This window comes from Streptomyces sp. rh34 (assembly GCF_002551245.1).
Lineage (GTDB): Bacteria > Actinomycetota > Actinomycetes > Streptomycetales > Streptomycetaceae > Streptomyces.
The window spans coordinates 1-24120 of sequence record NZ_NTGZ01000065.1 but is presented as its reverse complement, the minus strand read 5'-3'; the positions used below and the strand labels follow the sequence as shown (position 1 = coordinate 24120).

Below are 24120 nucleotides of genomic sequence, written 5' to 3'. Positions count from 1 at the left end.
AGAAGCCCGGAAGAACCGCGTATGCCCGCTGTAAGGGGCGAAGATCCGAAGCGCGGGCGGTCAGGCGGAGGCGGGGGGCTCCCCGCAGCCGCACGAGCGCCGGACCACCAGCGCGGAGGGGAACTGCTTCAGCCGCTCGCGCCGCGATCCCGAGACCCGGAGCGAGTCGTCCAGCACCAGGTCCACCGCCGCCCGCGCCATCGCCGGGCGGTCGGAGTGGACCGTGGTCAGCGGCGGATCGGTGAGGCCGGCTTCCTTCACGTCGTCGAAGCCCGCCACCGCCAGCTCGCCCGGTACGTCGATGCGCAGCTCACGGGCGGCCCGCAGCACGCCGAAGGCCTGGTCGTCCGTGGCGCAGAAGATTGCCGGGGGCCGGTCCGGGCCCGCCAGCAGCCCGAGGGCCACCTGATAGGCGTCGTAGCGGTTGTACGGGGCCTGGAAGAGCCGGCCCTCCGTGGAGCGGCCCGACTCGTGCATCGCCCGGCGCCAGCCCTCGACGTGGTCGGCGACCGGGTCGCCGACCACCGGCGTCTCCTCCGTGCCGCCGAGGCAGGCCACGTACGCGTTGCCGTGCTCCAGCAGATGCCGGGTGGCGAGCTGGGCGCCGCCCACGTCGTCGGTGACGACGGCGACGTCGTCGATCGCCTCGGGGCGCTCGTGCAGCAGGACGACCCGGGCGTCCCAGGCCTCGATCTCGGCGGCGGCGCGCTCGCTGGGGCCCTGGCTGACCAGGATCAGCCCGGAGACGCGCATACCGAGGAAGGCCCGCAGATAGTGGACCTCACGCTCGTCGCGGTAGTCGGAGTTGCCGACGAGCACCATTTTCCCGCGCTCGGCGGCGGCCTGTTCGACCGCGTGCGCCATCTCCGCGAAGAACGGCTGCCGGGCGTCCGGGACGATCATGCCTATGAGGTCCGTGCGGCGTGAGGCCATGGCCTGGGCGACCCGGTCGGGCCGGTAGCCCAACTGCTTGATCGCGGCGAGCACCCGCTCACGCGTGGCCGGGGCGACCGGCCGGGGTCCGTTGTTGATGACATAGCTGACGACCGCGGTCGACGTCCCCGCCAGTCTCGCCACATCGTCCCGCGTCACCTTGGCCACGCGCCGCAGTCTACGCGGATGGACCCAGGGGGTGTCCGGTGGATCAGGACCGGGGTCACGACGCCTGGCGCGGCACCGCGCGGCGTTCCCGAAACGCCCGAATCGCTCCGCGATGAGGACGCTGTCGCTCCGCGATGAGGACGTTCCGGCGCCTTGCGACGCACCGCACCGCACCGGACGCCGCGCCCTGTCCGGCCCTGACCCACCGGACCCCCCTACCTCTTGGCAGGCTCCACCGGGGCTTCGTCCGTCACCTCCGTGGCCGGTGACTGCGGTGACTGCTCCGAACGGGTGACGGTTTCCGTCTCGCGTGACCGGCGCTGCCGCTGGGCGGCGGCCCGCTCCTTCGCGTCCTCCGCCGCGCGCTCGACCTTCTCCGGCGTGACGAAGCGGTAGCCGACGTTGCGCACGGTGCCGATCAGCGACTCGTGCTCGGGGCCGAGCTTGGCGCGCAGCCGCCGCACATGGACGTCGACCGTCCGCGTACCGCCGAAGTAGTCGTAGCCCCAGACCTCCTGGAGGAGCTGGGCGCGGGTGAACACCCGGCCCGGGTGCTGGGCGAGGTATTTCAGCAGTTCGAATTCCTTGAAGGTCAGGTCCAGGACCCGGCCCTTGAGTTTCGCGCTGTACGTCGCCTCGTCGACGGAGAGATCACCGTTGCGGATCTCCATCGGGGAGTCGTCGGAGGTGATCTGCCGCCGGCCCATGGCGAGCCGCAGCCGGGCCTCGACCTCGGCCGGCCCCGCCGTGTCCAGCAGGACGTCGTCGACGCCCCAGTCGGCGGTGACGGCCGCGAGACCGCCCTCGGTGACGACGAGGATCAGCGGACAGCCGGGTCCCGTGGACCGCAGCAGCTGACAGAGCGAGCGGACCTGCGGAAGGTCGCGCCGCCCGTCGATGAGGATCACGTCGGCGCCCGGGGTGTCCACGAGGGCCGGGCCCGCGGCGGGGGCCACCCGCACGCTGTGGAGCAGAAGCCCGAGGGCGGGGAGCACCTCCGTCGACGGCTGGAGTGCGTTCGTCAGAAGCAGCAGTGAACTCATCGCCGCCCACCTGCCTGGTTCGGTCGATCGTGTTGCACGGTTCGCTCGCCCATTACGTCGGTCCTCCTCGTTCCCTGCGAGAGGGGCACTCCCGGGTCGGACCCGGGGGAGTATGCGGCACTGCTTCGTACGTCATGCGTCATGCGTCATGCGTCATGCGGGTTCTACGGTGCGGTCCCGCGCCCCGGGGACCGCTGAGCTTGTGGAAACGTCGCCGAAACAACGCCGGTAAAGCACAAAAGGACCCGGGGGCTGCATTGCCCGGATCCTCATCGCAGCAGAATAGCCCACATGACTTCCGTGTCCGAGGGGCGATTCCGGGGTTCCCCTGTTCCCTTGCTCACGCCTCCCCCGCGGCGCGCCACCTTGCTGACCGATGACGGCGTGCCGGTCGAGGCGGTGTACGAACCGTGTACGGCGGGCGCCGGGACGCCGGGGAGCGACGTGGTCGAGGGGCCCGCGGCGACCCCCGCGATCGTCGTCGCGCACGGGTTCACCGGCGCGGCCGACCGCCCCGCCGTACGGCGCGCCGCGCGGGTCTTCGCCCAGCGTGCGGCCGTGATCACGTTCTCGTTCCGGGGCCACGGGCGGTCCGGCGGGCGCTCCACGGTGGGCGACCGGGAGGTGCTGGACCTGGCCGCGGCGGTGGCCTGGGCGCGGGAGCTGGGACACCGCCGGGTGGTGACGGTCGGGTTCTCGATGGGCGGTTCGGTGGTGCTCCGGCACGGCGCTCTGTATACGGCGGAGACCGCGGCGGGGCATACGCCCGTTCGCGTACCGGCGCGCGAGGGGCGCACAGGGAGTGAGGGGGCGCACTCGGACGCGGTGGTCTCCGTCAGCGCTCCCGCCCGCTGGTACTACCGGGGGACGGCGCCGATGCGCCGACTGCACTGGGTGGTGACCCGCCCCTCGGGCCGCCTCGTCGGGCGCTACGGATTCCGTACGCGCATCGCCACGGAGGACTGGGACCCCGTCCCGCTCTCCCCGGTCGCCTCGGTCCCGCTCATCGCCCCGGCCCCGCTGCTGCTCGTGCACGGCGACCGGGACCCCTACTTCCCGCTGGACCACCCGAGGATGCTGGCGGAGGCGGCCGGTCCCGGCGGCGCGGAGCTGTGGCTGGAACGGGGGATGGGCCACGCCGAGAACGCGGCGGACGACGCCCTCCTGGCCCGTATCGCCGACTGGGCGACGGCCGTACCGCCCGCGTGACCCATCATGGAGAGCTGACGCACGAGGCGTCCGACGAACCGACCCGAAGGAGTGGCGCCATGGCAGCGGGGACGATCCGCTACTGGGCCGCGGCCAAGGCCGCGGCGGGCACCGCGGAGGAACCGTACGCGGCGGAGACCCTCGCCGAGGCGCTCGACGCGGCGCGGGAACGGCACCCCGGCGAGCTGGGCCAGGTGCTCCGGCGGTGCTCGTTCCTCATCGACGGGGACCCCGTCGGGACCCGCGGGCATGAGACCGTACGCCTTGCCGAGGGCGGCACGGTCGAGGTGCTCCCGCCGTTCGCAGGAGGGTGAACCGCAGGCCATGAGCAGCAGCGATCAGCAGTACCCGTATCCGTACGACCCCGAGCGGCGGCAGCAGCCGGCGTCGCCGCACTGGCCCGACGGGACGGCCGGGCAGTCCGCCGCGCCCCAGGAACCGGCCGCCTTCGACCAGGGCGCCACGCAGACGTGGCAGGCGCCGACCTGGGACACGCAGTACCAGCCGACGATCCGCCCGGACGGGGAACAGCACCGGGCGCAGGGGCAGGCACAGGCACAGGGCTACGGGCCGCCGGAGCGGTCGGAGCCGTACGGCACGCCGCAGCCGGAGCCGTACGGGCAGCGGCAGCCCGACCCGTACGGAACACCGGAGCCGCACGCTCCGTACCAGCCGCAGTACCAGGAACCGCGGCAGCACCAGCCGCAGTACCAGGAGTCGCGGCAATACCAGCCGCAGTACCAGGAACCGCAGTACGAGGAACCGCAGCAGCAGCACGGGCAGGACCAGTCGCGGCAGCCGTACCGGCCCTCGGCCGCCGACACCGCCCGCCTGCCGCCCCAGGGGGCCTCGGGTTCCTTCCCGCTGCCGCCCGAGGTCCCGGCCTCGCCCGTCGCGCCCGCCACACCCGTACACGCCCCCGAGCCCGCGACCGTGCGGCCGGAGGCCGGCGACACGGGCTACAGCGCGCCCACGACGCTGGGCAACGCCCGGCTCACCGAGGCCCAGCGGGCCCGCGCGGAAGGGCGCTCGCCGATCATCGCGCCGGGGACGCAGCCCGCGGTGCTCACCGCCGTACTCGGCCTGCTGCTCGCGGGGGGCGCGGCGATCGGGCCGTACGCCCTGCTCGTCCCGGTGGTGCTCCTCCAGGCGGTGACGGCCGCCGGATGGTTCCGGCTCAACGGCATGTGGCCCGCCCGCCAGGGCATCGCGCTCGCCTTCGCCGGGGGCCTGGCCGCCGACGTCGTCCTGCTCGCGGCGGGCCGGGAGCACGGTCCCGCCGCGCTGCTGGGCACCCTGGGCGTCTGGGTGCTGCTCACGGTGGTCCTCCAGCTCCGCAGCCACGCGGGGGCCGACGAGCGGATGTACGGCTTGATGGCCACGGTCGTCTCGGCCTCCCTCGCGGTGCTCGCGGGCGGACACCTCGCGGCGGTCCCCGACGCGGTGACGGTCGGCGGGGTGGCCGTCGCGGCGGCCACGCTCGTCCGGGCCCTTCCGCTGCCCGGCGCGGCCTCTCTCGCGGTGGCCCTGCTCGCGGGTGCGGGTGCGGGCCTCGCGGCCGGCGCCGTGACCGACTTCGGGACGAAGGGCGTGCTGCTCGGCCTCGCGGCGGGCGGGTGCGCGCTCATCGGGCTGCGGGTGGCGAGCTACGACTACCCGTCCCGGTTCGTGCACATGACCGCCGGGGTGGCGCTGCCACTGACCGCGGCGGCCCCGGCCGTCTACCTGATCGGCCGCGCCGTCCTCTGACCGCCGCGCGGCCACCGTCGCTGACGGCCCCTCGGGAACCGATGGGGGGCCGTCGCTCGTCGATCATCCAGGGCGTCCCTCTCCTGCGGCAGTAGGCTCACGGGCGCCAGGGGGACCGATCGGCTCAGGGTGGGGGAACGACACATGCGCGCACTGCGAATACTGCTGGTCCTGGTGGTGGTGCTCGGCGGCCTCTTCCTCGCCGTCGACCGCGCGGCCGTCTGGTTCGCCGAGTCCGAGGCCGAGGACCGGGTCACGATCAGCGAGGGCGGGCCCGCCACGACGGAGATCTCGATCAAGGGTTTCCCCTTCCTCACCCAGCTCGCCGGTTCGCGGCTCGACCGGGTCGACGTCAACCTCACCGGCATGGAGACCAGCGCCGCCGGCCGCGCGATACGGGTCAGCGAGGTCCGGGCCGAGCTGCGCGACGTGAAGCTCGGCTCCGGCTACCGGAGCGCCACGGCCACCCGAGCCACCGGCACCGCGCTCGTCGGCTACGAGGACCTGACGGCGGCGGCCAGCGACGGCGTCGTCGTGGAGTACGGCGGCAACGGCAAGGCGAAGGTCACCGGCACGGTCGAGATCCTCGGCCGGCCGATCTCGCGCAGCGTGCTGTCCACCGTGACCCGCGCCGACGGTCACACGATCAAGGTGCGCGCGGACGAGGTGCCGGGCGAGGGGCTTCCCGGCGTCGAGGAACTGGTCCGCAAGAAGACCGACTTCCAGGGCGACATCGACGGGCTGCCGAAGGGCCTGGAGCTCCGGGAGGTCAAGGTGACCGAGAAGGGCCTGGAGATCTCGGTGACCGGGTCGAACGTCTCCCTGACGGGCTGACCGGCCTCCCGGGCCTACTTCCCCGCCCCTGTCGCCCGGCCCCTACCGCCCGGCCCCTGTCGGCCCGGCCTTACCTCCCGGCCGACCGCCCCAACCGGCTGATCCGGATAGTGAGACGCTCGCGTCCGGTCCGCAGATGCGAGGAAGGCCCAGGGGAACACTGCGCGAGGCCCGAGGCCCGCTCGCCCTTCCCCTGTCTCACATCACGGATGATCGTGTCTCACCATTCGACACGACGGTGACATCTCCGTACGTACCTCCCTACGATCGGACCCATGAAGCGACAGGCGGATCTCACGAAGCGGCGGGCAGTAGACCTGTGCCGCGTCGCCGCCATGCTCTGTCGCACCTTCTGATCGAGGCGTTCGCACCGTCCCGTTTCCCCCGGCCCTTCGACCGTCGTCAGGGCCGGCCCCCGTGCCCCGTACGCGCCGCGTTCCGTGCCCTCCGCGCGTACACCCGCACCCAGCAACTCCGCACCTCGCACCACCCCGCCGCAGACTGCCCCGGAGGAGAACAACATGAGCCGCAGCGACGTCCTGGTAGACGCCGACTGGGTCGAGGCCCACATCGACGACCCGCAGGTCGCCATCGTCGAGGTGGACGAGGACACCTCGGCGTACGAGAAGAACCACATCACGAACGCGATCCGGATCGACTGGACCAAGGACCTCCAGGACCCGGTCCGCCGGGACTTCGTCGACCAGGCCGGCTTCGAGAAGCTGCTCAGCGAGAAGGGCATCGGCAACGACACGCTGGTCGTCCTCTACGGCGGCAACAACAACTGGTTCGCCTCCTACGCCTACTGGTACTTCAAGCTGTACGGCCACGAGAACGTGAAGCTCCTCGACGGCGGCCGCAAGAAGTGGGAGCTCGACTCCCGCGACCTGACCGACGTCGTCCCGACGCGCCCGGCCACCCAGTACACGGCCAAGCCGCAGGACGAGTCGATCCGCGCCTACCGCGACGACGTCATCAAGGCCATCGGCAGCCAGAACCTGGTCGACGTGCGCTCGCCCGACGAGTTCAGCGGCAAGCTGCTCGCCCCGGCCCACCTCCCGCAGGAGCAGTCGCAGCGCCCCGGCCACGTGCCGAGCGCCCGCAACATCCCGTGGTCGAAGAACGCCAACGACGACGGCACCTTCAAGTCGGACGACGAGCTCAAGGCCCTCTACGAGGCCGAGCAGGTCGACCTGGCGAAGGACACCATCGCCTACTGCCGCATCGGTGAGCGCTCCGCGCTCACCTGGTTCGTGCTCCACGAGCTGCTCGGCCAGGAGAACGTCAAGAACTACGACGGTTCCTGGACCGAGTACGGCTCCCTCGTCGGCGTGCCGATCGAGCTCGGCCCCGCCAAGTAGTCCGACCCACCCGCACGACCCGACCAGAAGGACAGAACCATGTGTGGAGCACAGGCCGGTGGCCCCGACGCTTCGACGATCAAGCCCGGTGAGACCACCATCCAGGGCAGCGTGACCCGCGACGGCGAGCCCGTCACCGGCTACGTGCGGCTGCTGGACTCGACCGGCGAGTTCACCGCCGAGGTCCCGACCTCGGCGACCGGACAGTTCCGGTTCTACGCCGCCGAGGGCACCTGGACGCTCCGCGCCCTGGTTCCCGGCGGCAGCGCCGACCGCACGGTCGTCGCGCAGACCGGCGGACTCGCCGAGGTCGCCATCGCCGTCTGATCCACGGCACGCCGTTCCGTACGGCACGCAGAACGGCCGGAGGGCCGCACCCCAGGGGGTTGGACGCCACCCGACGCGGGGCGCGGCCCTTCGTGCCGCCCGGGGGCCCCCGCCGGGTGGGCGGGCGGCCCGGGGAGTCCTACGCTGGAAGCATGTACGCCCGACGCAGGCGGAACTACTTCCTCATGATGAGCGGATGCGTCGTGCTCTTCGTGTCCGCCTGGACCGTGGTGCGCCTGTGGTCCCTGCCGGTCGCCGTCGCCATGTGCGTGGTCGCCATGGTGATCCTGCCCGTCGCCGCGATGGTCGCCAACCGGCGGGGTCCGGACGACCGTTGGTGGGACGACCCCTCCGGTGATCCGACGTCCGACGCGTGGTGGGACGAGCTGGACGGCAAGAAGCGCCGCTGAGTCGTCAGTAGACGAGCGCCTGGGTGCCGTCCGCCATGGCCTCCTGCACGAAGACCTGCGCCCCCGCGATGCGTACGCCCTCCAGCACGTCCTTCTCGGTGATGTCGCGCCGGGCCGCGCACTGGGTGCACAGGGTGATCCGGCCGCCCGCCAGGATCGAGTCCAGCAGATCGGGCAGCGGCGCGGCGTGCGGCAGTTCGAACTCGGCCGCCCGCCCCGGCAGCGCGAACCACGAGGACTCCCCGGTCAGCCAGAGCGAGACCTCCACACCGCTGGCGACACCCACGGCCGCCACGGTGAAGGCCTGGGAGCAGCGCTCGGCGGCCTCGGGCCCGGCGGTCACCTTGATCACAAGCTTCTTCGGCATGTGCCGAACTGTAATCGTCCGGGACTCGGCCTCCTGGCTCACCTGGACGAGAGGTCCGGGCCCCCACCCATTAGGCTGGGGGCCCGGCCCTGTCACTTGCCGCCACCCGTTCGTCACGAGGAGCCCCCTGTGCTTGAGGCATTCTTCTCCGCCCTGCTGATCCTGGTCTGCGTGGGCGTCACCGCCTTCGCCGCGATCACCGTGAAGAAGCTGTACCAGGGCCAGCGCTGACCCGTCTCGCACCCGGTCCGCGCGCGATCCCGCACCGGACCGGCACCCGATCGTTCCGCCCCTCCCTCACAGATCGTCTGAGCCGCTCATGATCGAGATTCCGTCCGACCTCCACCCGGACCTCGTCCCGCTGGCCTTCCTCCTCGGCAACTGGGCGGGCGCGGGCGTGTCCGACTTCCCCGGCGCCGAGAAGTGCAACTTCGGCCAGGAAGTCACCTTCAGCCACGACGGCCGTGACTTCCTGGAGTACGTCTCCCACACCTGGGTCCTGGACGACGAGGGCAAGCAGGTCCGGCCGCTGGAGACCGAGACCGGCTACTGGCGCATCGACAAGGACCGCAAGGTCGAGGTCGTCATGGCCCGCGACCAGGGCGTCATCGAGATCTGGTACGGCGAGCTGGCCGACCAGAAGCCGCAGATCGACCTGGTCACCGACGCGGTGGCCCGCACGGCGGCCTCCGGCCCGTACAGCGGCGGCAAGCGGCTCTACGGGTACGTCAAGAGCGACCTCATGTGGGTCGGCGAGAAGGCCACCCCCGAGGTCGAGCTGCGCCCGTACATGTCGGCGCACCTGAAGAAGGTCGTCACCCCCGAGGAGGTCGCCGAGATGGCGCGGAACCTCGAGGACATGCCCGACGACGGCATCGCGTTCTTCAAGTAGGGATTCTTCACGCGGGGCGCCCGCCCGGAACCGGCGCTGCTTCCCGGTGCTCACTCCGCCCTACACTGGGCGTGTGGTGAGCACCGACTGGAAGACCGATCTTCGGCAGCGCGGCTACCGGCTGACGCCCCAGCGTCAGCTCGTCCTGGAGGCGGTCGACGCCCTGGAGCACGCGACTCCGGACGACATCCTGTGCGAGGTGCGCAGGACCGCGTCCGGCGTGAACATCTCCACGGTGTACCGGACCCTGGAGCTCCTGGAGGAGCTCGGGCTGGTGAGCCACGCCCATCTGGGGCACGGCGCCCCGACCTACCACCTGGCCGACCGGCATCACCACATCCACCTGGTCTGCCGGGACTGTGCGGACGTCATCGAGGCGGATCTCTCCGTCGTCGCCGACTTCACCGCGAAGCTGCGCGCCGATTTCGGCTTCGAGACGGACATGAAGCACTTCGCGATCTTCGGCCGCTGTGCGGAGTGCACGGCCGCGAAAGCGGCGGCGGACGGGGCCGTGGGCGGAGATGTGGGCAGGGCCGCCGACGCGGGTGCGAGCGGGGCCGCCGACGTGGGTGCGAACACGCCAGCGAGGGGCGCGTCCGCCAAGTCGTAGGCTGGGCGCATGAAGAGCCCCTTGCTGTCCCTGCCCGGTGCCGTTCCCGCCGAAGGCCGCGACGAAGGTGTCGCCGCGCATTACGGCGACCTGTTCCGCGAGCAACGCGCCCTGGCCGACGGCAACGGCTTCGTCGACCTCTCCCACCGGGGCGTCGTCGCCGTCACCGGCGACGACCGGCTGAGCTGGCTGCACCTGCTGCTCACCCAGCACGTCAGCGACCTCGCCCCCCACCAGGCCACCGAGGCGCTCATCCTGTCCGCCAACGGGCACATCGAGCACGCGATGTACCTGGTGGACGACGGCACGACGGTGTGGATGCACGTCGAGCCGGACACCCAGGGCGAGCTGATCGCCTACCTGGAGTCGATGAAGTTCTTCTACCGGGTCGAGGTCGCCGACCGCACCGCCGACACCGCCCTCGTCCACCTCCCGGCCGGCTCCATCGCCGAGGCCCCGGACGGAGCGGCCGTACGGGAGACCCCACAGGGCCGGGACCTGTTCCTGCCGCGCGCCGACCTGGAGGCGTACGCCGCCGCCCACGGTCCCGCCGCCGGGATCCTGGCGTACGAGGCGCTGCGCGTGGAGGGCCACCGGCCGCGCGTCGGCTTCGAGACCGACCACCGCACCATCCCGCACGAGCTGGGCTGGATCGGCAGTGCCGTCCACCTCCAGAAGGGCTGCTACCGGGGCCAGGAGACGGTGGCCCGCGTCCACAACCTGGGGAAGCCGCCGCGCAGGCTCGTCTTCCTGCACCTGGACGGCAGCGAGGTGCACCTGCCCGGCCACGGGACGCCGGTGCGGCTGGCAGCCGACGGCCAGGAGGGCCGCCAGCTCGGCTTCATCACCACCTCGGCCCGCCACCACGAGCTGGGCCCGATCGCCCTCGCCCTGGTCAAGCGGAACGTGGCCGTCGACGCGGAGCTGCTCGCCGGGGACACGGCGGCCGCCCAGGAGACGGTCGTCGAGCCGTAAGCACTTCGCGTACGGAGCACTCCGCGTACGGCTACACCTCGATGATCACCGTGAACGGGCCGTGGTTCGTGAGCGAGACCCGCATGTCCGCTCCGAACCGGCCCGTCTCCACCTGCGCCCCCAGCGCCCGCAGCCGCTCCACGACCTCGTCCACCAGGGGTTCGGCCACCTCGCCGGGCGCGGCGGCGTTCCAGGTGGGCCGGCGGCCCTTGCGGGCGTCCCCGTAGAGAGTGAACTGAGAAATCACCAGGAGAGGGGCGTTCACATCCGAACAGGACTTCTCGCCCTCCAGGATGCGCACCGACCAGAGCTTGCGGGCCAGCTGTGCCGCCTTCTCCGGCGTGTCGTCATGGGTGACCCCGACCAGCACACACAGGCCCTCACCGACGATCTCCCCGACGATTCCGGGGGCCGAGGGGTCGTCCGTCGCACCGGCGACGGAGACGCTCGCGCCGTCCACTCTCTGCACCACTGCACGCATACAGACCAACCTATCTTGGGCTGAACGGGTACAGAGCACCTGCATCGGCACCGTGCGGAGTGGCACGATGCACGATGTCGGTGTGCCGACGCACCGGTCGAGGGGACGGAACAGCATGAGTACATACGGAGCCGGACAATCTCCCGGTGTCGTACCGGGCGCACGTCACCGCACCAGCACCCTGCGGTCACCCGTACAGCGCAGTCTGCCGGGGCAGGGTCCGGTGCTGCCGCCCGCGACGCCCGCGGCGGCCGCCACCGTGCCCGAGCAGACCGGCGCCGAGGCGGGTTTCGGCGGGCTGCGGCTGCCGGAGCTGCGGACGCTGCGCCGGGACGCCCAGCGCGACGAGGCCGATCTCAGCTACGTACGCCGGCTGGTGCAGGGCCGGATCGACATCCTGCGCGCCGAGCTGGCCCGCCGCCGGGGCCCGGCGGCCCCGGTGGAGGACGCGGCGGTGGTGAGCCGGCTCTCGGAGATCCTGGCCGACACCCCGTCCCGGCACCGCTCCTCCGCCCGGCACGTCACGCTGACGACGCCGCGCGGCGACGAGTTCCGGCAGCTCGCCGCCGAGAACCTCGCCGAGGTCGAGCTGTCCGATCTGGACGCCCGGACGGACGAGGAACTGCACACGGCGATGGGGCGGCTCGTCCGCTGCGAACAGCAGGTCTCCCGCCGCCGTCACGAGCTCCAGCGCACCGCCGACGATTGCGGCGCGGAGATCGCCCGCAGGTACCGTGACGGTGAAGCACAAGTAGACGACCTGCTCGCCTGAAGCGATCCTTCCGGGCGCGGGTCCCGCACCCCCGTCCCCGGAAGGCCACCATGACGTCCACCGACGTTCCGTCCGCCATATCCTCCGCCCCGGCCCCCGCCACGGTCCCCGCCCCGCCCGTCCTGGCCGAGGTCGTGCGCTCCGGGTTCACGGAGGGGCACCACCGGGGTGCCCTGGTCCTGCTGGCCGCCGACGGCAGCGTGGAGCGGGCGATCGGCGATCCGGCGGCGCCGGTCTTCCCCCGGTCCTCCAACAAGCCGATGCAGGCCGCCGCGATCCTGCGGGCCGGTCTCGACCTCGCGGACGAACGGCTGGCACTGGCCGCCGCGAGCCACTCCGGGGAGCCCTTCCACCTCGACCTCGCGCGGAAGATGCTCGCCGAGCACGGGCTGAGCCCGGCCGACCTCCAGACCCCGCCGGACCTGCCGCTGGACCCGGTGGAGGCGGAGGCCTACCTCGCCGCCGGAAACGTGCGCGAGCGGGTCACGATGAACTGCTCCGGCAAGCACGCGGCCATGCTCGCCGTCTGCGTCCGCAACGGCTGGGACACCGCGACCTACCTCGACCCCGCCCACCCGCTCCAGCGGCTCGTCGGCGAGGTCGTCGCCGAGGCGGCGGGCGAGCCCGTCGCGGAGCTCGGCACGGACGGCTGCGGGGCCCCGCTGATGGCGATCGGGCTGACCGGCCTGGCCCGTGCCTTCCGGTCCTTTGTGCTCGCGGAGCCCGGGAGCGCCGAACGCCGGGTCGCGGACGCGATGCGCGCCCACCCGGAGTACGTCGCGGGCACCCGGCGCCCGGACACCTGGCTGATGCGCGAGGTGCCGGGGACGCTCTCCAAGATGGGCGCCGAGGCGGTCCAGGCGGTGGCGCTGGCCGACGGCCGGTCCCTCGCCTTCAAGATCGACGACGGGTCGGTCCGGGCGCTCGGACCGGTGCTGGCCCGCGCCCTTGAGCTGCTGGGCGTGGACGCCCCGGTGGTCGCCCGGATCGGACGCTCGCCGCTGATGGGCGGGGCGGCGGAGGTCGGGGAAATTCGCGCGACATTCTGAGGAGCGCATGCCTAGCGTGGAGGGATGAGCCTCGATGTCCGTACCGTCACCGCGTCCGAGTTCCCCGAGTGGATGAGGGCGGTGGGCACCGGCTTCCTGACCGCCGGCGGGGGGCCGAGCGAGGAGCTCGTCGCGGACCGGCTCGCCGATGTCGACCTCTCCCGCGCGCAGGGCGTCTTCGACGCCGGGCGCTGTGTGGCGACGTTCCGCTCGTTCGCCCAGGAGCTGACCGTCGTCGGCGGGGCCACCGTGGCGGCCGACGCGATCACCGCGGTCACGGTGACGCCCACGCACCGCCGGCGCGGACTGCTCAGCCGGATGATGGCGACGGACCTGGCGGCGGCCAAGGAGCGCGGCGAGCCGGTCGCCTCGCTGATCGCCGCCGAGTACCCGATCTACGGGCGGTACGGCTTCGGCCCCGCCGCCTGGAACACCGAGTGGGAGGTCTCCGTCCTCCGGGCCGGCCTCGACCCGCGCCGCTCCGGGCAGCCGGCGGGCGGTGGCCGGATCGAGATGGTGGACGGCGCGGACGTCCGCAAGACCGGCCCCGAGGTGCACGCCGGGCTGGCGGCCCGGCAGCCCGGCGCTGTCACGCGCGCGGAGCGCTGGTGGCGGCTTCACACGGGGGTCGGGCCCCGCCCGGACCACGAGAAGTGGACCGAGCCCTTCTATGTGGTGCACCGCGCCGCCGACGGCACGGTCGACGGCCTGATGGTGTACGGCACGGACGGCACGTGGGGCGACTCCGGGCAGCCGCAGAACACCGCCACCGTACGGGACATGATCGCGCTGAACCCGGCGGCCGAGCGGGCCCTGTGGCACTACGTCTGCTCGCTCGACTGGGTCACCACGGTCCGCTCCGGCAACCGGGCCCCCGACGACCTGCTCCCGCTGCTGCTTCCCGACCCCCGCGCGGCCCGGGTGATCACGAAGATGGACTGGCTGTGGCTGCGGATGCTGGACGTGCCGCGCGCCCTGGAGGCCCGGACCTACGGCACCGAGGCGTCGCTCGTCCTGGAGGTGCGGGACGACGCGGGGCTGGCCGGGGGCCGCTTCCTGCTGGACGCCTCGACGTCCGGCGCCGGGTGTGCCCCGACCACCCGGAGCGCCGATCTGGCCCTGGACGTGTCCGAGTTGGCGACGCTGTATCTGGGCGACGAGTCCGTGCGGCGGCTGGTGGACCTGGGCCGGGCCGAGGAGCTGCGGGCGGGTGCGGCGACGACGGCGGACGCCGTGTTCCGTGCGGGCCGGCGGCCGTGGTGCCCGGACGTGTTCTGAGCGGTTCGGGGGAGCGCTGACCGGGGGCGGGCGGGCGGTCGGCGCGGTCCCGGTACGGGCGGTCAGGAGTCTCCGGTACGGGCGGTCAGGCGTCCCCGGTACGGGGAGTCATGCATTCCTGCGCGGGCGGTCAGCGCGTCCGGATCCGGAACAGCGTCCCCGAGACGCCGATCGCCACGGCGAGCATCCCGGCGGCCCAGGCGAGCGCGATCCAGGGGGTGCCGCCCACGTCCTGACCGAGCAGCAGCCCGCGCAGGGACTCGATGGCCGGGGTGATCGGCTGGTGGTCGGCGAAGCCGTGCAGCCAGTCCGGCATGTTCTCGGTCGGGACGAACGCGCTGCTCGGGTAGGGCAGGAACGACATGAAGAACGTGAAGCCGCTCGCCGCCTCCGGGGTCCGGGCCAGCAGGCCGATCGCCGCCGAGATCCAGGACAGGGCCACGATGTAGGCCACCAGCACGACGCCGACCAGGAGCCAGCCGCTCCAGGAGGCGGCGGGGCGGAACCCGATCAGCAGCGCGACGCCGAAGACCAGGGCCGTGGCGCAGAGATTGCGGACCGTGCTGGCCGCCACGTGCCCGGCCAGCACCGGCGTACCGCCCACGTCCAGGGAGCGGAAGCGGTCGATGATGCCGCCCTTCATGTCCTCGCTGACGGCGGTGGCGGTGGTCGCGGCACCGAACCCGGCGGACAGGAGCAGGACGCCCGGAACGACGTACATGACGTACGAGTCGTAGTCCGTTCCGGTGTCGATCGCGCCGCCGAAGAAGTAGACGAAGATCAGCATCAGCATGATCGGCAGGGCCAGGGACGTGATCAGGGCGTCGGTGTTGCGGCTGCTGATGCGCAGGGCGCGTGCGGCCATGACGACGGTGTGGGTGAGCGGACCGGGGCCGGGGCCGGGGCCGGGGCGCCGCGCGGCCCCGCCGGTGTGCCGGGCCGGGGTTCCGCGCCGAACGGCGGTGTCAGACATGGGCGGATGCCTCCGGAGTCGTGGGCGCCTTGGAGACCTTGGAGGCCTTGGAGGCCTTCGAGGTCAGTTCCAGGAAGACGTCGTCGAGGGTCGCGCTGTGCAGGCTGAAGCGTTCGATCTCGCGGCCTGTCGGGTCGATCTCGTCGAGCAGGGCACGCACCTGGGCCGCCGAGCCGTCGGTGGGGATGCCGAGCGTCAGGGTCTCGGGGGAGTGGTGGACGGCCCGCGCGGCCAGCCGGAGGTACGCCTCGCTGCTGGCCAGAACCAGGTCGAGACGGTGTCCGCCGACGCGGGACTTGAGAACGGCGGCGGTGCCCTCGGCGGCGATCCGGCCCTGGTTCAGCAGGGCGATCCGGCCGGCGAGGCGGTCGGCCTCCTCCAGGTACTGGGTGGTGAGCAGGATGGTCGCCCCGCTCGCGGCCAGCTGCCGGACGACCTCCCAGAGTTCCTGGCGGCTGCGCGGGTCGAGGCCGGTGGTCGGCTCGTCCAGGAAGAACACCCCGGGTTCCGGTGAGCCGACGAGCCCGGCGGCCAGGTCGAGACGGCGGCGCATGCCCCCGGAGTAGGTCCGGACGGGGCGGCGGGCCGCCGCGGTGAGGTCGAAGCGTTCCAGCAGCTCCCCGGTCCGGCGTCGGGCGTCGGCCCGGGAGAGCCCGGTGAGCCGGGCCATCATCCGCAGGTTCTCCTCGCCGGTCTGGGTCTCGTCGACGGCGGCGAACTGGCCGGTGAGGCTGATCGACCGGCGCACCGCGCTCCGTTCGGCGACCACGTCGTACCCCGCGACGCGGGCGGAGCCGGCATCGGCCTCGGTCAGCGTCGCGAGGATCCGCACGGTGGTGGTCTTGCCGGCTCCGTTCGGCCCGAGCAGGGCGAAGACGGTGCCGCGCCCGACCTGGAGGTCGATGCCGTCGAGGACCCGGACGGCGGGTTTTCCGTAGGACTTGGTGAGGCCGTACGCCTCGATGGCGTGGTCGGCGGCGGTGTCGCCGCCGCCGCTCCCGGTCGTTCTGGTCGGACCGTTCATGGTCGGCTCCTTCTGCGTATGACATACGCGTTATTGCGTAAGCATTACGCATCTCTAGGATGGGGTCAAGGCGCACGGGGGCGCGGGGCGTGACGGCGGCAGGGCGGCGGCATGGCCGGGATGCCGGGCGAAGGGGATGCGGTGACGGAGAAGAACGGCGGCTCGGGCGGCGGCGATCTGCCGGCCAGCCTGGAGGCGGCCTGGGGGCTGCGGGACCGCCCGGCCAAGGGGCCGAAGCCCGGCCTGAGCCTGGAGCGGATCGTGGCCGCGGCGGTGGGCGTCGCGGCCGCCGACGGGCTCGCGGCCGTGTCGATGGGCCGGGTCGCCCAGGAGCTCGGCGCGTCCACGATGTCCCTGTACCGGTACGTCTCCGCCAAGGACGAGCTGTACGTCCTGATGCAGGAGGCGGCCGTCGGCCCGCCGGAGCCCCTGTCCGCCCTGGAGACCGGCGCGGGCTGGCGTGCTGCGCTCACCGAATGGGCGGCCGCGCAGCGCGAGCGCTACCACGGCCACCTCTGGGCGCTCCGGATCCCCATCGGCGGCCCGCCCGCGACCCCGAACTCGATCGCGTGGTGGGAGCAGGGGCTCCAGGCGCTGCGGGGCAGCGGTCTCGGCGAGGGCGACAAGACGTCGGTGATCCTGCTGGTCTCCAACTTCGTGCGCAGCGAGGCGCTGATGATGAGCGACCTGAAGGCCGCCGTCACCGCGCGCGGGATCACGCCCGAGGAGCTGGCGGCCTCCCACGAACGCACCCTCAAACGGCTCGTCGACCCCGAGCGGCACCCCGGGATCACCCGGCAGCTGGAGACCGGGGTCATGAGCGAGCCGGACGAGGCGGACTACGAGTTCACCTTCGGCATGGGCGTGCTGCTGGACGGGGTGGAGGCGCTGATCCGCAGGGCGGCCGACGGCTCCGGCGCCTCCGGCGGCCCGGGCGGCGATGTCAAGTCCGCTTGAGGTCGGGGGCGTACGCTTCATGGTCATGAGCGGAGAGAAAGCCGGCGGCGAGCCCGGGAGCGGGTCCGGGAGCGGGTCCGGGAGCGGGTCCGATGTGCGAACCCCCGGCCGGGCGCCGGAGCGGCCCCCGGCGCCGGTCGGTCTGAGGGAGCGCAAGAAGCGGCTGACCTATCAGGCGGTCTCCGACGCGGCCATCGCGATGTTCCTGGAACGCGGCTTCGACAAGGTGTCCGTGGCGGAGGTGGCGGCCGCGGCGGACATCTCCAAACCGACGCTCTTCCGGTACTTCCCCGCCAAGGAGGACCTGGTGCTGCACCGGTTCGCCGACCACGAGGACGAGTCCGCCCGGGTGGTCGCCGAACGGCTTCCCGGCGAAGGCCCCCTGGAAGCCCTGCGCCGCCACTTCCTCGACGGCCTCGACCGGCGCGACCCGGTGACCGGCCTCTGCGACGTACCCGAAGTGCTGGAGTTTCACCGCCTGTTGTACGGAACGCCGTCGCTGGTCGCCCGCATGTACGCCTACCAGGGCCGCGCCGAGGCGGCGCTCGCCCGCGCCCTCGGCGGCGGGCTGCCCGAACGGCTCGCGGCCGGACAGATTATCGCCGTCCTGCGCATCCTGGCCCTGGAGAACTGGCGGCGGATCGACGCGGGGGAGAGCGCGGACCGGGTCCACGCGCCGGCGGTGCGGGCTGCCGAGCAGGCGTTCGTCCAGCTGCGGACGGGGCTGGAGCCTCAGCCGCGTCGCTGAGGAGTCATGGGGGCGGCGCCCTCACCGGCGTACCCCGGCATGCTCCGCGCACGGCCCCAACGCCCTCCGCAGGTCGGCCGGTTCGCGGTAGAGGACGCCGGTCATGCCGAGGGCGTAGGTCCGCGTCCAGTTGCAGCGGTGCGTGGTCGACCATAAACGGCCGCCGGACCGTTCATGGTCGACCACAGCCGCCCCTCCGGGCGGCCCGCGGGGCCTCACGCGTCACCGTGTGCCCCACGATCGGAGGCGGTCAGCCGGTCAGGGCGCGCCAGGTCACCGGGCCCGCCTCGCCGTCGACCACCAGGCGGTTGACACTCTGGTAGGCGCGTACGGCACTCGTCGTGACGGAACCGAACCCACCGTCGACCGCCAGTCGGGCGCTGCGCTTGTTGAGCGCGGTCTGCAGGGCCCGGACGTGGGACCCGCTTGCCCCCTGCCGCAGCGTGTACACGAGCGCGGGCCAGGTGGCCGGTCCGACCTGGCCGTCGGCCGCCAGCCCCTTGGAACGCTGGAACCGCTTGACCGCCTCGACGGACACGGAGCCGTACTGCCCGTCGGCGGCCAGCCCGTGGCCGCGCTGGTTCATCAGGTGCTGGATCACGACGACCGTGGCGCCGCTCGCGCCCGGGTCGATCCTCGACCAGCCGCCGGACAGGTCCACACCCCGGGCGGCGAGGAAGGAGACCGGGTTCACCGTGGCGCCGAGGCGTCCCGAGTGGGTCTCGAAGTGCAGGTGGGGCCCGGTCACATTGCCGGTGGCGCCCATGTCGGCGATGCGCTGCCCGGCCGAGACCCTGGCGTTGAGCGCGACCCGGTAGGCGTTGAGGTGTCCGTAATAGGTGTACTGGCCGTTGCCGTGCGAGATCACCAGGGCGTTGCCGGTCCGGCCCGGCAGCCCCCCGCCCCATGACCTGCGGACGACGGTGCCCGCGGCCGCGGCGTAGACCGCGGTCCCCGTGGAGTTGCTGACGTCCTGACCGGCGTGGGACGCGCTGCCTCTGGGCGCGCCGTAGTGGCCGCCGGCCGGGAACCTGCCCAGGGCGGGGTTGGCCCACGCCCCGTTCTTGGCCGCTGCCGTTGCCGCCGTGGCCGTGGATGTCCCGGCCGACAGGCTCATGGTGAGCACGCCCAGGCCCAGGCCGGCCAGCAGCCCCCGACGGGACAGTCCGTGGTTCAGGCCCTCCGCGTCCACGGGCGTTTCGGTCGGCGCGGCGGTGGTCGCACAGGATCGGCACATGATGTCTCCCTCGAAGCGGGACGGGCGCACGGGGTGCACGGGGTGAGCGGGGTAACGGGATACGGGGGTCTACCCGCATAGACGGTAGGTCCGGTCGGCCGCCCTGTCAGGGGTCCACGGGCCCACGGCGGGGCCCACGGCAGGGCCCAACGCGCGACGTCGTCACCCGCGCCCGGCATGCCGAGCGAGACGGCGCCGATGACCACGGCGGCCGGCGGCATGGCGAGGCCGGTGACGGCCGCCCCCGTAGCCGAGGACCTTCTGGTCGAGACTGAGCCGGATCGGTGTCGTCGTCCTTCCGTCCCGACCTGCCCTTACACGTCGTGCACGGACACGGTGCGGGTCGGCGCGTTCTTGTACGACGACGGGCGGGCGTGGGGGAGCTGGACGGTGCGTTCGTGATCGGGTCCTGGTGTGGGAGAAGGAGCGTGGGGCGGGACCTTCCCGTTGTGGCGGGCGGCGTTCTCGGCGTCGGCAGGGCCGTTGCCCTGGGTTCACGTCATGGAGACGACGACCTTGCCGCCTTGCGCGCGGCCCTTTTCGACGTACTCCATGGCCTGAAGGGTCTCGTCGAAGGGGAAGACCCGGTCGACGACGGGGCGGATCTTCCCGGCGTCGATGAGGGGGGTGAGCTCGCGCAGCTGGTCGCCACTGGCCTTCATGAACAGGAAGGAGTACGTGACACCGAGACGCTTGGCCTGGCGCCGGGTCCCGGCGCTGAGCGCGGCGATGCCCAGGCGGAGCACCAGGTTCGAGCCGAGTTCGCGGGCGGTGGCCGGGTCGGGCGGGCCCGCGACGGAGATGGCCAGGCCGCCGGGTTTGAGGATGCGCAGGGACTTGGCGAGATTCTCGCCGCCGAGGGAGTCCAGGACGAGGTCGTAGCCGGTGAGGAGTTCGGAGAAGTCCTGGGTGCGGTAGTCGATGACCTCGTCCGCGCCGAGGTCCTTGACGAGGTCGACCTTGGCGGTGCTCGCGGTGGCGGCCACGTGCGCGCCCAGTGCCTTGGCCAGTTGGATGGTGATGGATCCCAGGCCGCCGGCGCCCGCGTGGACGAGGACCTTCTGGCCCGGCTGGACGTTCGCCCGCTCGACCAGGGCCTGCCAGGCGGTCAGCGCGACCAGGGGGAGGGAGGCGGCCTCGGTCATGGTGAGCGTGGCGGGCTTGGGGGCGAGGTCGTCCTGGTGGACGGCGAGGTGTTCGGCGAAGGTGCCGATGCGGTCCTTGTCGGGCCGCGCGTAGACCTCGTCGCCCACCGCGAAGCGGGTGACGGACGATCCGACGCGGACGACGGTCCCGGCGAGGTCGTTGCCCAGGACGAGCGGGAGGCGGTAGGGCAGGATCTGCTTGAGGTCACCGTCGCGGATCTTCATGTCCAGCGGGTTGACACTCGCCGCGTCGATCCTGACCAGGACGTCGTCGGCGCCCACCTGGGGGACGGGGATCTCGGCGGCACGCATGTTGGACGCGTCACCGTACTTCTCGACCATGAAGGCCTTCATCGTCATCTCCGTTCGTGTGGTCTCCCGTCCAAGCGGGAGGGGTGTTCTGTCGGTGAGGGGTTTGTCTCGTTACGAGACGGTTTGTGGTGTCTTCTGGTCCGCGCGCTCCGCGTCGGCACGGCAGCGGCCAGTGCCTGCGCGGAGAGCTCTGCGTCGGCCGTGTTTCCGGGCTCGGGCCACCGGCACGACCGGGACGATGACGCTGCTCGCGTCGCCGCCCTGGAGGTGTCCCGGCGAGCCCGCGACGCCCTCGTGCGGTACGCCGAGCGGCATGGCGCCGACCTTGTCGAGGCGCGCGTACTGCTCGTTGGTGAGCTGGACGTCGAGGGCTGCGAGGTAGCTGTCGAGCTGGGAGAGGTCGCGCGGGCCGATGATCGGGACCAGGGTGGCCGCGGAGCGGGCGGCGCGCTCGCGGACCCAGGCCACCGCCACCTGAAGTCCTTGCGCAAGGGGGCCTGGAAGGCCGTCGTGCCGTGGTGGAGGGGTGAGCGTCAGCCCGCGTTCGGCTGGGGTGCCGCGGACAGGCTCTGCTTGACGTACCGGCTGGTCTCGTCGGCGAGGATCTCGGGCCGGCCCGTCGCGATGCCGTACAGGGCCTGGGCCGCGACGTCGGCGGCGGCGACCTTCTGGTCGGCGGGCACGGCTGCGGCCATGTCGGTGTCCATGTAACCGATGTGCAGCGCCGAGACGGTGATCCCGCGCGGTGCCAGCTCCTCGCGGGTCGCGTCGCTCAACGCCCAGGCGGCGGCCTTGGAAGCCGCGTAGGAGCCGAGGCCTGCCGGGTGGAACCAGGACAGGGCGGACAGGACGTTGAGCACGGCGCCGCCGCCGTTGCCCTCGATGACGGGGGCGAAGGCCCGGGTGGCGGCGAGCGGGCCGAAGAAATTGGTCTCCATCTCGCGACGGACCTCGTCCAGGTCGCCGCCGACCAGCGTCGCACCGGTGGAGACGCCCGCGTTGTTGATCAGCAGCGTCGCGTCGGAGGCGATACGGGCGGCCTCCCGTATCGACTCCTGATCCGTCACGTCGAGTCGCAGCGGGGTGACGCCCGGCAGGTCGACCGTCTCGGGACGGCGGGCCGCCGCGTAGACCTTCGCACCGTGCTCGACGAGCTGGGCGGCCAGGTGCCGTCCGAGTCCCCGGTTGGCGCCGGTGACGACCGCGACCGCGTTCTTGAGTTCCATGTCCGCTCCTGTCCTCCGCGGGCGCCGTCGGAGCACCCGCGCCAATTAGATTGCGACTACAATCTAAACACCGGACTACGATAGATGCCAGCCGACATCCAAATGGGAGGTGGCCATGGGCCGCGTATCGCAGGCGCAGGCGCAGGAAAATCGCAGGCGGGTGGTGGACACCGCGTCGCGACTGTTCCGGGAGCAGGGCACCCACGTCAGTGTCGCCGATCTCATGAAGGCGGCCGGGCTGACCCACGGCGCCTTCTACAAGCAGTTCGCGTCCAAGGAGGCGCTCGTCGACGAGGCCACCGTCCATGCCCTCGACGAGCAGGCCCGGCGCCGTGCGGCCGGGCTCGAGAAGTACGGAGGGCGGCTGGACGCGGCTCAGCGGGACCTGATCGAGAGGTACCTCTCCGCGGAACACCGCGACAACGCGGCGGACGGCTGTCCGGTCGCGGCGCTCGCCGCCGATGTCGCGCGGGAACCCGAAGACCGCGAGGTCCGCCGGGTCTACGCGGAGGGTGTGGCCGGCTTCGCCGCGTTTCTCGCGGCTGCCGGGGGGCGTGCCGGCGACAGCGGCGAGGTGGGCGAGGGTGGTGGCGAGGGCGGTATCGCCCGGCTGTGCACCCTGGTCGGTGCTCTGGTCCTGTCCCGGGCCACCCAGGGCTCCCCGCTCTCCGAGGAGATCCTCGCCGCCGCGCACGCGGCCCTGACGGAAGCCGACTGACCGGGGGCCCGGCATCGGGCACCGCGCGGCGTGTGTGCACCGGTCGCACCCGCGAGGTGACGCGGAGTCCGAGGCTTCCGTGCTCGCGGCCTGATCGGTCTGGCGTGGTTCCGTGCTTCCTACGACAGTCGTCGTGCGAATGCGACACCTGTCGTGCTCAGGCTCATCCGGTCCGGCCAGTGGCACGCGACACTTTTGCAAGCATGTGCTTGCAAAAGTTAGCAAGGGTGTTGCACTATCGGGTCATGGCATCACTCAACGTCGGCAATCTCGGTGAGTACCTGCGGGAACAGCGCCGTGCGGCGCAGCTCTCGCTGCGGCAGCTCGCCGATGCGACCGGGGTGTCGAACCCGTATCTCAGCCAGATCGAGCGCGGTCTGCGCAAGCCCAGCGCGGACGTGCTCCAGCAGGTCGCCAAGGCGCTGCGGATCTCGGCCGAGACCCTGTACGTCCGTGCGGGGATCCTCGACGAGCGGGAGCGGGAGGAGCTGGAGACGCGGGCGGTCATTCTGGCCGATCCGTCGATCAACGAGCGGCAGAAGAACGTGCTGCTGCAGATCTACGACTCCTTCCGCCGCGAGAACGGATTCGTCCCCGGGCCCGACGCGGACGGGAAAGCGGAAGCCGACGCCGGCACGGGCGGCGATGCCGGGCCCCGTAACGGCGACGACGCCGGTGCGGACACCACCGAAGACCAAGACCCTCACAGCTGAACAGCTGGTTCTGATGATCCGGGAGGACCACAGTCATGGCCATCACCGATGACCTGCGCAAGACCCTCACCGACCCCACCCCCCTCTACTTCGCCGCCGGCACGGCCGACCTGGCCGTGCAGCAGGCGCGCAAGGTCCCGGCGCTGATCGAGCAGCTGCGGGCCGAGGCGCCCGAGCGGATCGACGCCGTGCGCAACACCGACCCCAAGGCCGTGCAGGAGAAGGTGACCACGCAGGCCAAGGAGGCCCAGGCCACCGTGCAGGCGAAGGTCACCGAGGTGTTCGGCTCGTTCGACGCCGCCGACCTGAAGAAGCTGGGCGAGAGCGCTCAGGACCTGGCGCTCCGCAGTGTGGGCGTGGCCGCCGAGTACGCGATCAGGGCCCGGGAGACGTACGAGAAGGTCGCCGAGCACGGCGAGCAGACCGTACGGACCTGGCGCGGAGAGGCGGCGGAGGAGATCGTCGAGATCGCCACCGTCATCGAGGCGGAGCCGAAGACCGAGGCCAAGGCCGCGCCCGCCGCCAAGCCCGTCGCGACGAAGCCCGCGCCCGCCGCCACGAAGCCCGCGCCCGCCGCGACGACTGTCTCTTATACACATCTCTGATGGC

The 24120-nt window shown here is 72.3% G+C and carries 29 protein-coding genes and 1 pseudogene; 19 read left to right on the top strand and 11 right to left on the bottom strand.

The annotated features are described in order from the left end of the window. Positions 1–60: 60 nt before the first annotated feature. The gene (locus tag CR470_RS15045) at positions 61–1101 is read right to left on the bottom strand and encodes a LacI family DNA-binding transcriptional regulator (protein ID WP_097868102.1); all 1041 of its coding nucleotides are present in this window, start codon (positions 1099–1101) and stop codon (positions 61–63) included. A gap of 215 nt (positions 1102–1316) precedes the next feature. Next, positions 1317–2144: a response regulator transcription factor gene (locus tag CR470_RS15040; protein ID WP_097868101.1), complete on the bottom strand. Its 828-nt coding sequence runs from the start codon at positions 2142–2144 to the stop codon at positions 1317–1319. Positions 2145–2435: 291 nt separating this feature from the next. Here CR470_RS15040 and CR470_RS15035 point away from each other — a divergent pair, with 291 nt between their 5' ends. The 8 genes from CR470_RS15035 (at position 2436) to CR470_RS15005 (ending at position 8034) form a co-directional block, all read left to right on the top strand. Then, entirely contained in the window at positions 2436–3353 is a 918-nt protein-coding gene (locus CR470_RS15035) for an alpha/beta hydrolase (RefSeq protein WP_257138665.1), read from the top strand. Positions 3354–3412: 59 nt separating this feature from the next. Continuing rightward, positions 3413–3667 carry a MoaD/ThiS family protein gene (locus tag CR470_RS15030; RefSeq protein WP_097868099.1) on the top strand — a complete coding sequence of 85 codons (255 nt, stop codon included), beginning with the start codon at positions 3413–3415 and terminating at the stop codon, positions 3665–3667. Positions 3668–3677: 10 nt separating this feature from the next. Then, a complete protein-coding gene (locus CR470_RS15025) occupies positions 3678–5102 on the top strand; it encodes a hypothetical protein (protein ID WP_097868098.1) in 1425 nt (474 codons plus the stop codon). Between the two features lie 144 nt (positions 5103–5246). Beyond that, positions 5247–5936 (top strand): LmeA family phospholipid-binding protein, encoded by a 690-nt coding sequence (locus CR470_RS15020; RefSeq protein WP_097868097.1) that lies wholly within the window; start codon positions 5247–5249, stop codon positions 5934–5936. Positions 5937–6211: 275 nt separating this feature from the next. Then, entirely contained in the window at positions 6212–6292 is an 81-nt protein-coding gene (locus CR470_RS41310; protein WP_350310325.1) for a putative leader peptide, read from the top strand. 165 nt (positions 6293–6457) lie between these two features. Next, positions 6458–7297, top strand: coding sequence for a sulfurtransferase (locus CR470_RS15015; RefSeq protein ID WP_097868096.1), 840 nt, complete (start codon positions 6458–6460; stop codon positions 7295–7297). Between the two features lie 39 nt (positions 7298–7336). Continuing rightward, positions 7337–7624 (top strand): DUF1416 domain-containing protein, encoded by a 288-nt coding sequence (locus tag CR470_RS15010; RefSeq protein WP_097868095.1) that lies wholly within the window; start codon positions 7337–7339, stop codon positions 7622–7624. A gap of 152 nt (positions 7625–7776) precedes the next feature. Then, a complete protein-coding gene (locus CR470_RS15005) occupies positions 7777–8034 on the top strand; it encodes a DUF3099 domain-containing protein (protein WP_097868094.1) in 258 nt (85 codons plus the stop codon). A gap of 4 nt (positions 8035–8038) precedes the next feature. Here the strand turns inward: CR470_RS15005 and CR470_RS15000 are convergent, their stop codons facing one another. Beyond that, the gene (locus CR470_RS15000) at positions 8039–8401 is read right to left on the bottom strand and encodes a DsrE family protein (RefSeq protein WP_030590567.1); all 363 of its coding nucleotides are present in this window, start codon (positions 8399–8401) and stop codon (positions 8039–8041) included. Between the two features lie 319 nt (positions 8402–8720). On the opposite strand from CR470_RS15000, the gene CR470_RS14990 reads away from it, so the two are divergent. From CR470_RS14990 to ygfZ, 3 genes are all read left to right on the top strand, one after another. Then, on the top strand, positions 8721–9293 hold the full coding sequence (locus tag CR470_RS14990) for an FABP family protein (protein ID WP_047177390.1): 573 nt from the start codon (positions 8721–8723) through the stop codon (positions 9291–9293). A gap of 73 nt (positions 9294–9366) precedes the next feature. Continuing rightward, entirely contained in the window at positions 9367–9903 is a 537-nt protein-coding gene (locus tag CR470_RS14985; RefSeq protein WP_097868093.1) for a Fur family transcriptional regulator, read from the top strand. 9 nt (positions 9904–9912) lie between these two features. After that, positions 9913–10878 (top strand): CAF17-like 4Fe-4S cluster assembly/insertion protein YgfZ, encoded by a 966-nt coding sequence (gene ygfZ, locus CR470_RS14980; protein WP_097868092.1) that lies wholly within the window; start codon positions 9913–9915, stop codon positions 10876–10878. Between the two features lie 31 nt (positions 10879–10909). Here ygfZ and dtd read toward each other — a convergent pair whose 3' ends face one another. Further along, positions 10910–11359 (bottom strand): D-aminoacyl-tRNA deacylase, encoded by a 450-nt coding sequence (gene dtd / locus CR470_RS14975; RefSeq protein WP_097868091.1) that lies wholly within the window; start codon positions 11357–11359, stop codon positions 10910–10912. A 115-nt stretch (positions 11360–11474) separates the two neighbouring features. Between dtd and CR470_RS14970 the strand changes: the two genes are divergently transcribed. Genes CR470_RS14970 through CR470_RS14960 form a run of 3 tightly spaced genes read left to right on the top strand, consistent with a single transcriptional unit; the run spans position 11475 to position 14458 of the window. Next, positions 11475–12131, top strand: coding sequence for an RsiG family protein (locus CR470_RS14970; RefSeq protein ID WP_257138664.1), 657 nt, complete (start codon positions 11475–11477; stop codon positions 12129–12131). Between the two features lie 50 nt (positions 12132–12181). Next, entirely contained in the window at positions 12182–13180 is a 999-nt protein-coding gene (locus tag CR470_RS14965; RefSeq protein WP_097868090.1) for an asparaginase, read from the top strand. 24 nt (positions 13181–13204) lie between these two features. After that, positions 13205–14458 (top strand): GNAT family N-acetyltransferase, encoded by a 1254-nt coding sequence (locus CR470_RS14960; RefSeq protein WP_097868089.1) that lies wholly within the window; start codon positions 13205–13207, stop codon positions 14456–14458. 130 nt (positions 14459–14588) lie between these two features. On the opposite strand, the gene CR470_RS14955 is transcribed toward CR470_RS14960, so the two are convergent. Together CR470_RS14955 and CR470_RS14950 are read right to left on the bottom strand one after the other, a co-directional pair. Beyond that, positions 14589–15431: an ABC transporter permease gene (locus CR470_RS14955; RefSeq protein WP_097868088.1), complete on the bottom strand. Its 843-nt coding sequence runs from the start codon at positions 15429–15431 to the stop codon at positions 14589–14591. After that, the gene (locus CR470_RS14950; RefSeq protein WP_097868087.1) at positions 15424–16455 is read right to left on the bottom strand and encodes an ATP-binding cassette domain-containing protein; all 1032 of its coding nucleotides are present in this window, start codon (positions 16453–16455) and stop codon (positions 15424–15426) included. The genes CR470_RS14955 and CR470_RS14950 overlap by 8 nt, the downstream gene beginning before the upstream one ends. A 141-nt stretch (positions 16456–16596) precedes the next feature. Here CR470_RS14950 and CR470_RS14945 point away from each other — a divergent pair, with 141 nt between their 5' ends. Both CR470_RS14945 and CR470_RS14940 read left to right on the top strand, forming a co-directional pair. After that, a complete protein-coding gene (locus CR470_RS14945; RefSeq protein WP_097868086.1) occupies positions 16597–17412 on the top strand; it encodes a TetR/AcrR family transcriptional regulator in 816 nt (271 codons plus the stop codon). Between the two features lie 19 nt (positions 17413–17431). After that, positions 17432–18160 (top strand): TetR family transcriptional regulator, encoded by a 729-nt coding sequence (locus CR470_RS14940; RefSeq protein ID WP_097868085.1) that lies wholly within the window; start codon positions 17432–17434, stop codon positions 18158–18160. 21 nt (positions 18161–18181) lie between these two features. Here the strand turns inward: CR470_RS14940 and CR470_RS41145 are convergent. The 5 genes and pseudogenes from CR470_RS41145 to CR470_RS14915 form a co-directional block, all read right to left on the bottom strand. Then, positions 18182–18274, bottom strand: a pseudogene (locus tag CR470_RS41145) (HAD family phosphatase); the annotation flags it as partial. Positions 18275–18410: 136 nt separating this feature from the next. Beyond that, positions 18411–19397: a peptidoglycan-binding protein gene (locus tag CR470_RS14935; RefSeq protein ID WP_373561412.1), complete on the bottom strand. Its 987-nt coding sequence runs from the start codon at positions 19395–19397 to the stop codon at positions 18411–18413. A gap of 494 nt (positions 19398–19891) precedes the next feature. Beyond that, entirely contained in the window at positions 19892–20896 is a 1005-nt protein-coding gene (locus CR470_RS14925; protein ID WP_097868109.1) for an NADP-dependent oxidoreductase, read from the bottom strand. A gap of 69 nt (positions 20897–20965) precedes the next feature. Then, entirely contained in the window at positions 20966–21328 is a 363-nt protein-coding gene (locus CR470_RS14920) for a hypothetical protein (protein WP_257138662.1), read from the bottom strand. Between the two features lie 59 nt (positions 21329–21387). Further along, positions 21388–22080 (bottom strand): SDR family oxidoreductase, encoded by a 693-nt coding sequence (locus tag CR470_RS14915; protein ID WP_097868082.1) that lies wholly within the window; start codon positions 22078–22080, stop codon positions 21388–21390. A gap of 115 nt (positions 22081–22195) precedes the next feature. On the opposite strand from CR470_RS14915, the gene CR470_RS14910 reads away from it, so the two are divergent. The 3 genes from CR470_RS14910 to CR470_RS14900 all read left to right on the top strand — a co-directional run bounded on the left by CR470_RS14910 (position 22196) and on the right by CR470_RS14900 (position 24116). Then, on the top strand, positions 22196–22798 hold the full coding sequence (locus CR470_RS14910) for a TetR family transcriptional regulator (RefSeq protein ID WP_097868081.1): 603 nt from the start codon (positions 22196–22198) through the stop codon (positions 22796–22798). Between the two features lie 245 nt (positions 22799–23043). Further along, positions 23044–23511, top strand: a complete 468-nt coding sequence (locus CR470_RS14905; RefSeq protein ID WP_097868080.1) for a helix-turn-helix domain-containing protein — start codon at positions 23044–23046, stop codon at positions 23509–23511. Positions 23512–23546: 35 nt separating this feature from the next. Further along, positions 23547–24116: a hypothetical protein gene (locus CR470_RS14900; protein WP_097868079.1), complete on the top strand. Its 570-nt coding sequence runs from the start codon at positions 23547–23549 to the stop codon at positions 24114–24116. Positions 24117–24120: the final 4 nt, after the last annotated feature.

Coding starts and splice junctions, on each gene's coding strand:
- CR470_RS14905 (WP_097868080.1), top strand. CDS start 23,044: ATGGCATCACTCAACGTCGGCAATCTCGGTGAGTACCTGCGGGAACAG.
- CR470_RS15035 (WP_257138665.1), top strand. CDS start 2,436: ATGACTTCCGTGTCCGAGGGGCGATTCCGGGGTTCCCCTGTTCCCTTG.
- CR470_RS15025 (WP_097868098.1), top strand. CDS start 3,678: ATGAGCAGCAGCGATCAGCAGTACCCGTATCCGTACGACCCCGAGCGG.
- CR470_RS15015 (WP_097868096.1), top strand. CDS start 6,458: ATGAGCCGCAGCGACGTCCTGGTAGACGCCGACTGGGTCGAGGCCCAC.
- CR470_RS14940 (WP_097868085.1), top strand. CDS start 17,432: ATGGTCATGAGCGGAGAGAAAGCCGGCGGCGAGCCCGGGAGCGGGTCC.
- CR470_RS14965 (WP_097868090.1), top strand. CDS start 12,182: ATGACGTCCACCGACGTTCCGTCCGCCATATCCTCCGCCCCGGCCCCC.
- CR470_RS14950 (WP_097868087.1), bottom strand. CDS start 16,455: ATGAACGGTCCGACCAGAACGACCGGGAGCGGCGGCGGCGACACCGCC.
- ygfZ (WP_097868092.1), top strand. CDS start 9,913: ATGAAGAGCCCCTTGCTGTCCCTGCCCGGTGCCGTTCCCGCCGAAGGC.
- CR470_RS15030 (WP_097868099.1), top strand. CDS start 3,413: ATGGCAGCGGGGACGATCCGCTACTGGGCCGCGGCCAAGGCCGCGGCG.
- CR470_RS15020 (WP_097868097.1), top strand. CDS start 5,247: ATGCGCGCACTGCGAATACTGCTGGTCCTGGTGGTGGTGCTCGGCGGC.
- CR470_RS14960 (WP_097868089.1), top strand. CDS start 13,205: ATGAGCCTCGATGTCCGTACCGTCACCGCGTCCGAGTTCCCCGAGTGG.
- CR470_RS41310 (WP_350310325.1), top strand. CDS start 6,212: ATGAAGCGACAGGCGGATCTCACGAAGCGGCGGGCAGTAGACCTGTGC.
- CR470_RS14915 (WP_097868082.1), bottom strand. CDS start 22,080: ATGGAACTCAAGAACGCGGTCGCGGTCGTCACCGGCGCCAACCGGGGA.
- CR470_RS15040 (WP_097868101.1), bottom strand. CDS start 2,144: ATGAGTTCACTGCTGCTTCTGACGAACGCACTCCAGCCGTCGACGGAG.
- CR470_RS15000 (WP_030590567.1), bottom strand. CDS start 8,401: ATGCCGAAGAAGCTTGTGATCAAGGTGACCGCCGGGCCCGAGGCCGCC.
- CR470_RS14990 (WP_047177390.1), top strand. CDS start 8,721: ATGATCGAGATTCCGTCCGACCTCCACCCGGACCTCGTCCCGCTGGCC.
- CR470_RS15005 (WP_097868094.1), top strand. CDS start 7,777: ATGTACGCCCGACGCAGGCGGAACTACTTCCTCATGATGAGCGGATGC.
- dtd (WP_097868091.1), bottom strand. CDS start 11,359: ATGCGTGCAGTGGTGCAGAGAGTGGACGGCGCGAGCGTCTCCGTCGCC.
- CR470_RS14935 (WP_373561412.1), bottom strand. CDS start 19,397: ATGTGCCGATCCTGTGCGACCACCGCCGCGCCGACCGAAACGCCCGTG.
- CR470_RS14910 (WP_097868081.1), top strand. CDS start 22,196: ATGGGCCGCGTATCGCAGGCGCAGGCGCAGGAAAATCGCAGGCGGGTG.
- CR470_RS14925 (WP_097868109.1), bottom strand. CDS start 20,896: ATGAAGGCCTTCATGGTCGAGAAGTACGGTGACGCGTCCAACATGCGT.
- CR470_RS14955 (WP_097868088.1), bottom strand. CDS start 15,431: ATGTCTGACACCGCCGTTCGGCGCGGAACCCCGGCCCGGCACACCGGC.
- CR470_RS15010 (WP_097868095.1), top strand. CDS start 7,337: ATGTGTGGAGCACAGGCCGGTGGCCCCGACGCTTCGACGATCAAGCCC.
- CR470_RS14970 (WP_257138664.1), top strand. CDS start 11,475: ATGAGTACATACGGAGCCGGACAATCTCCCGGTGTCGTACCGGGCGCA.
- CR470_RS14900 (WP_097868079.1), top strand. CDS start 23,547: ATGGCCATCACCGATGACCTGCGCAAGACCCTCACCGACCCCACCCCC.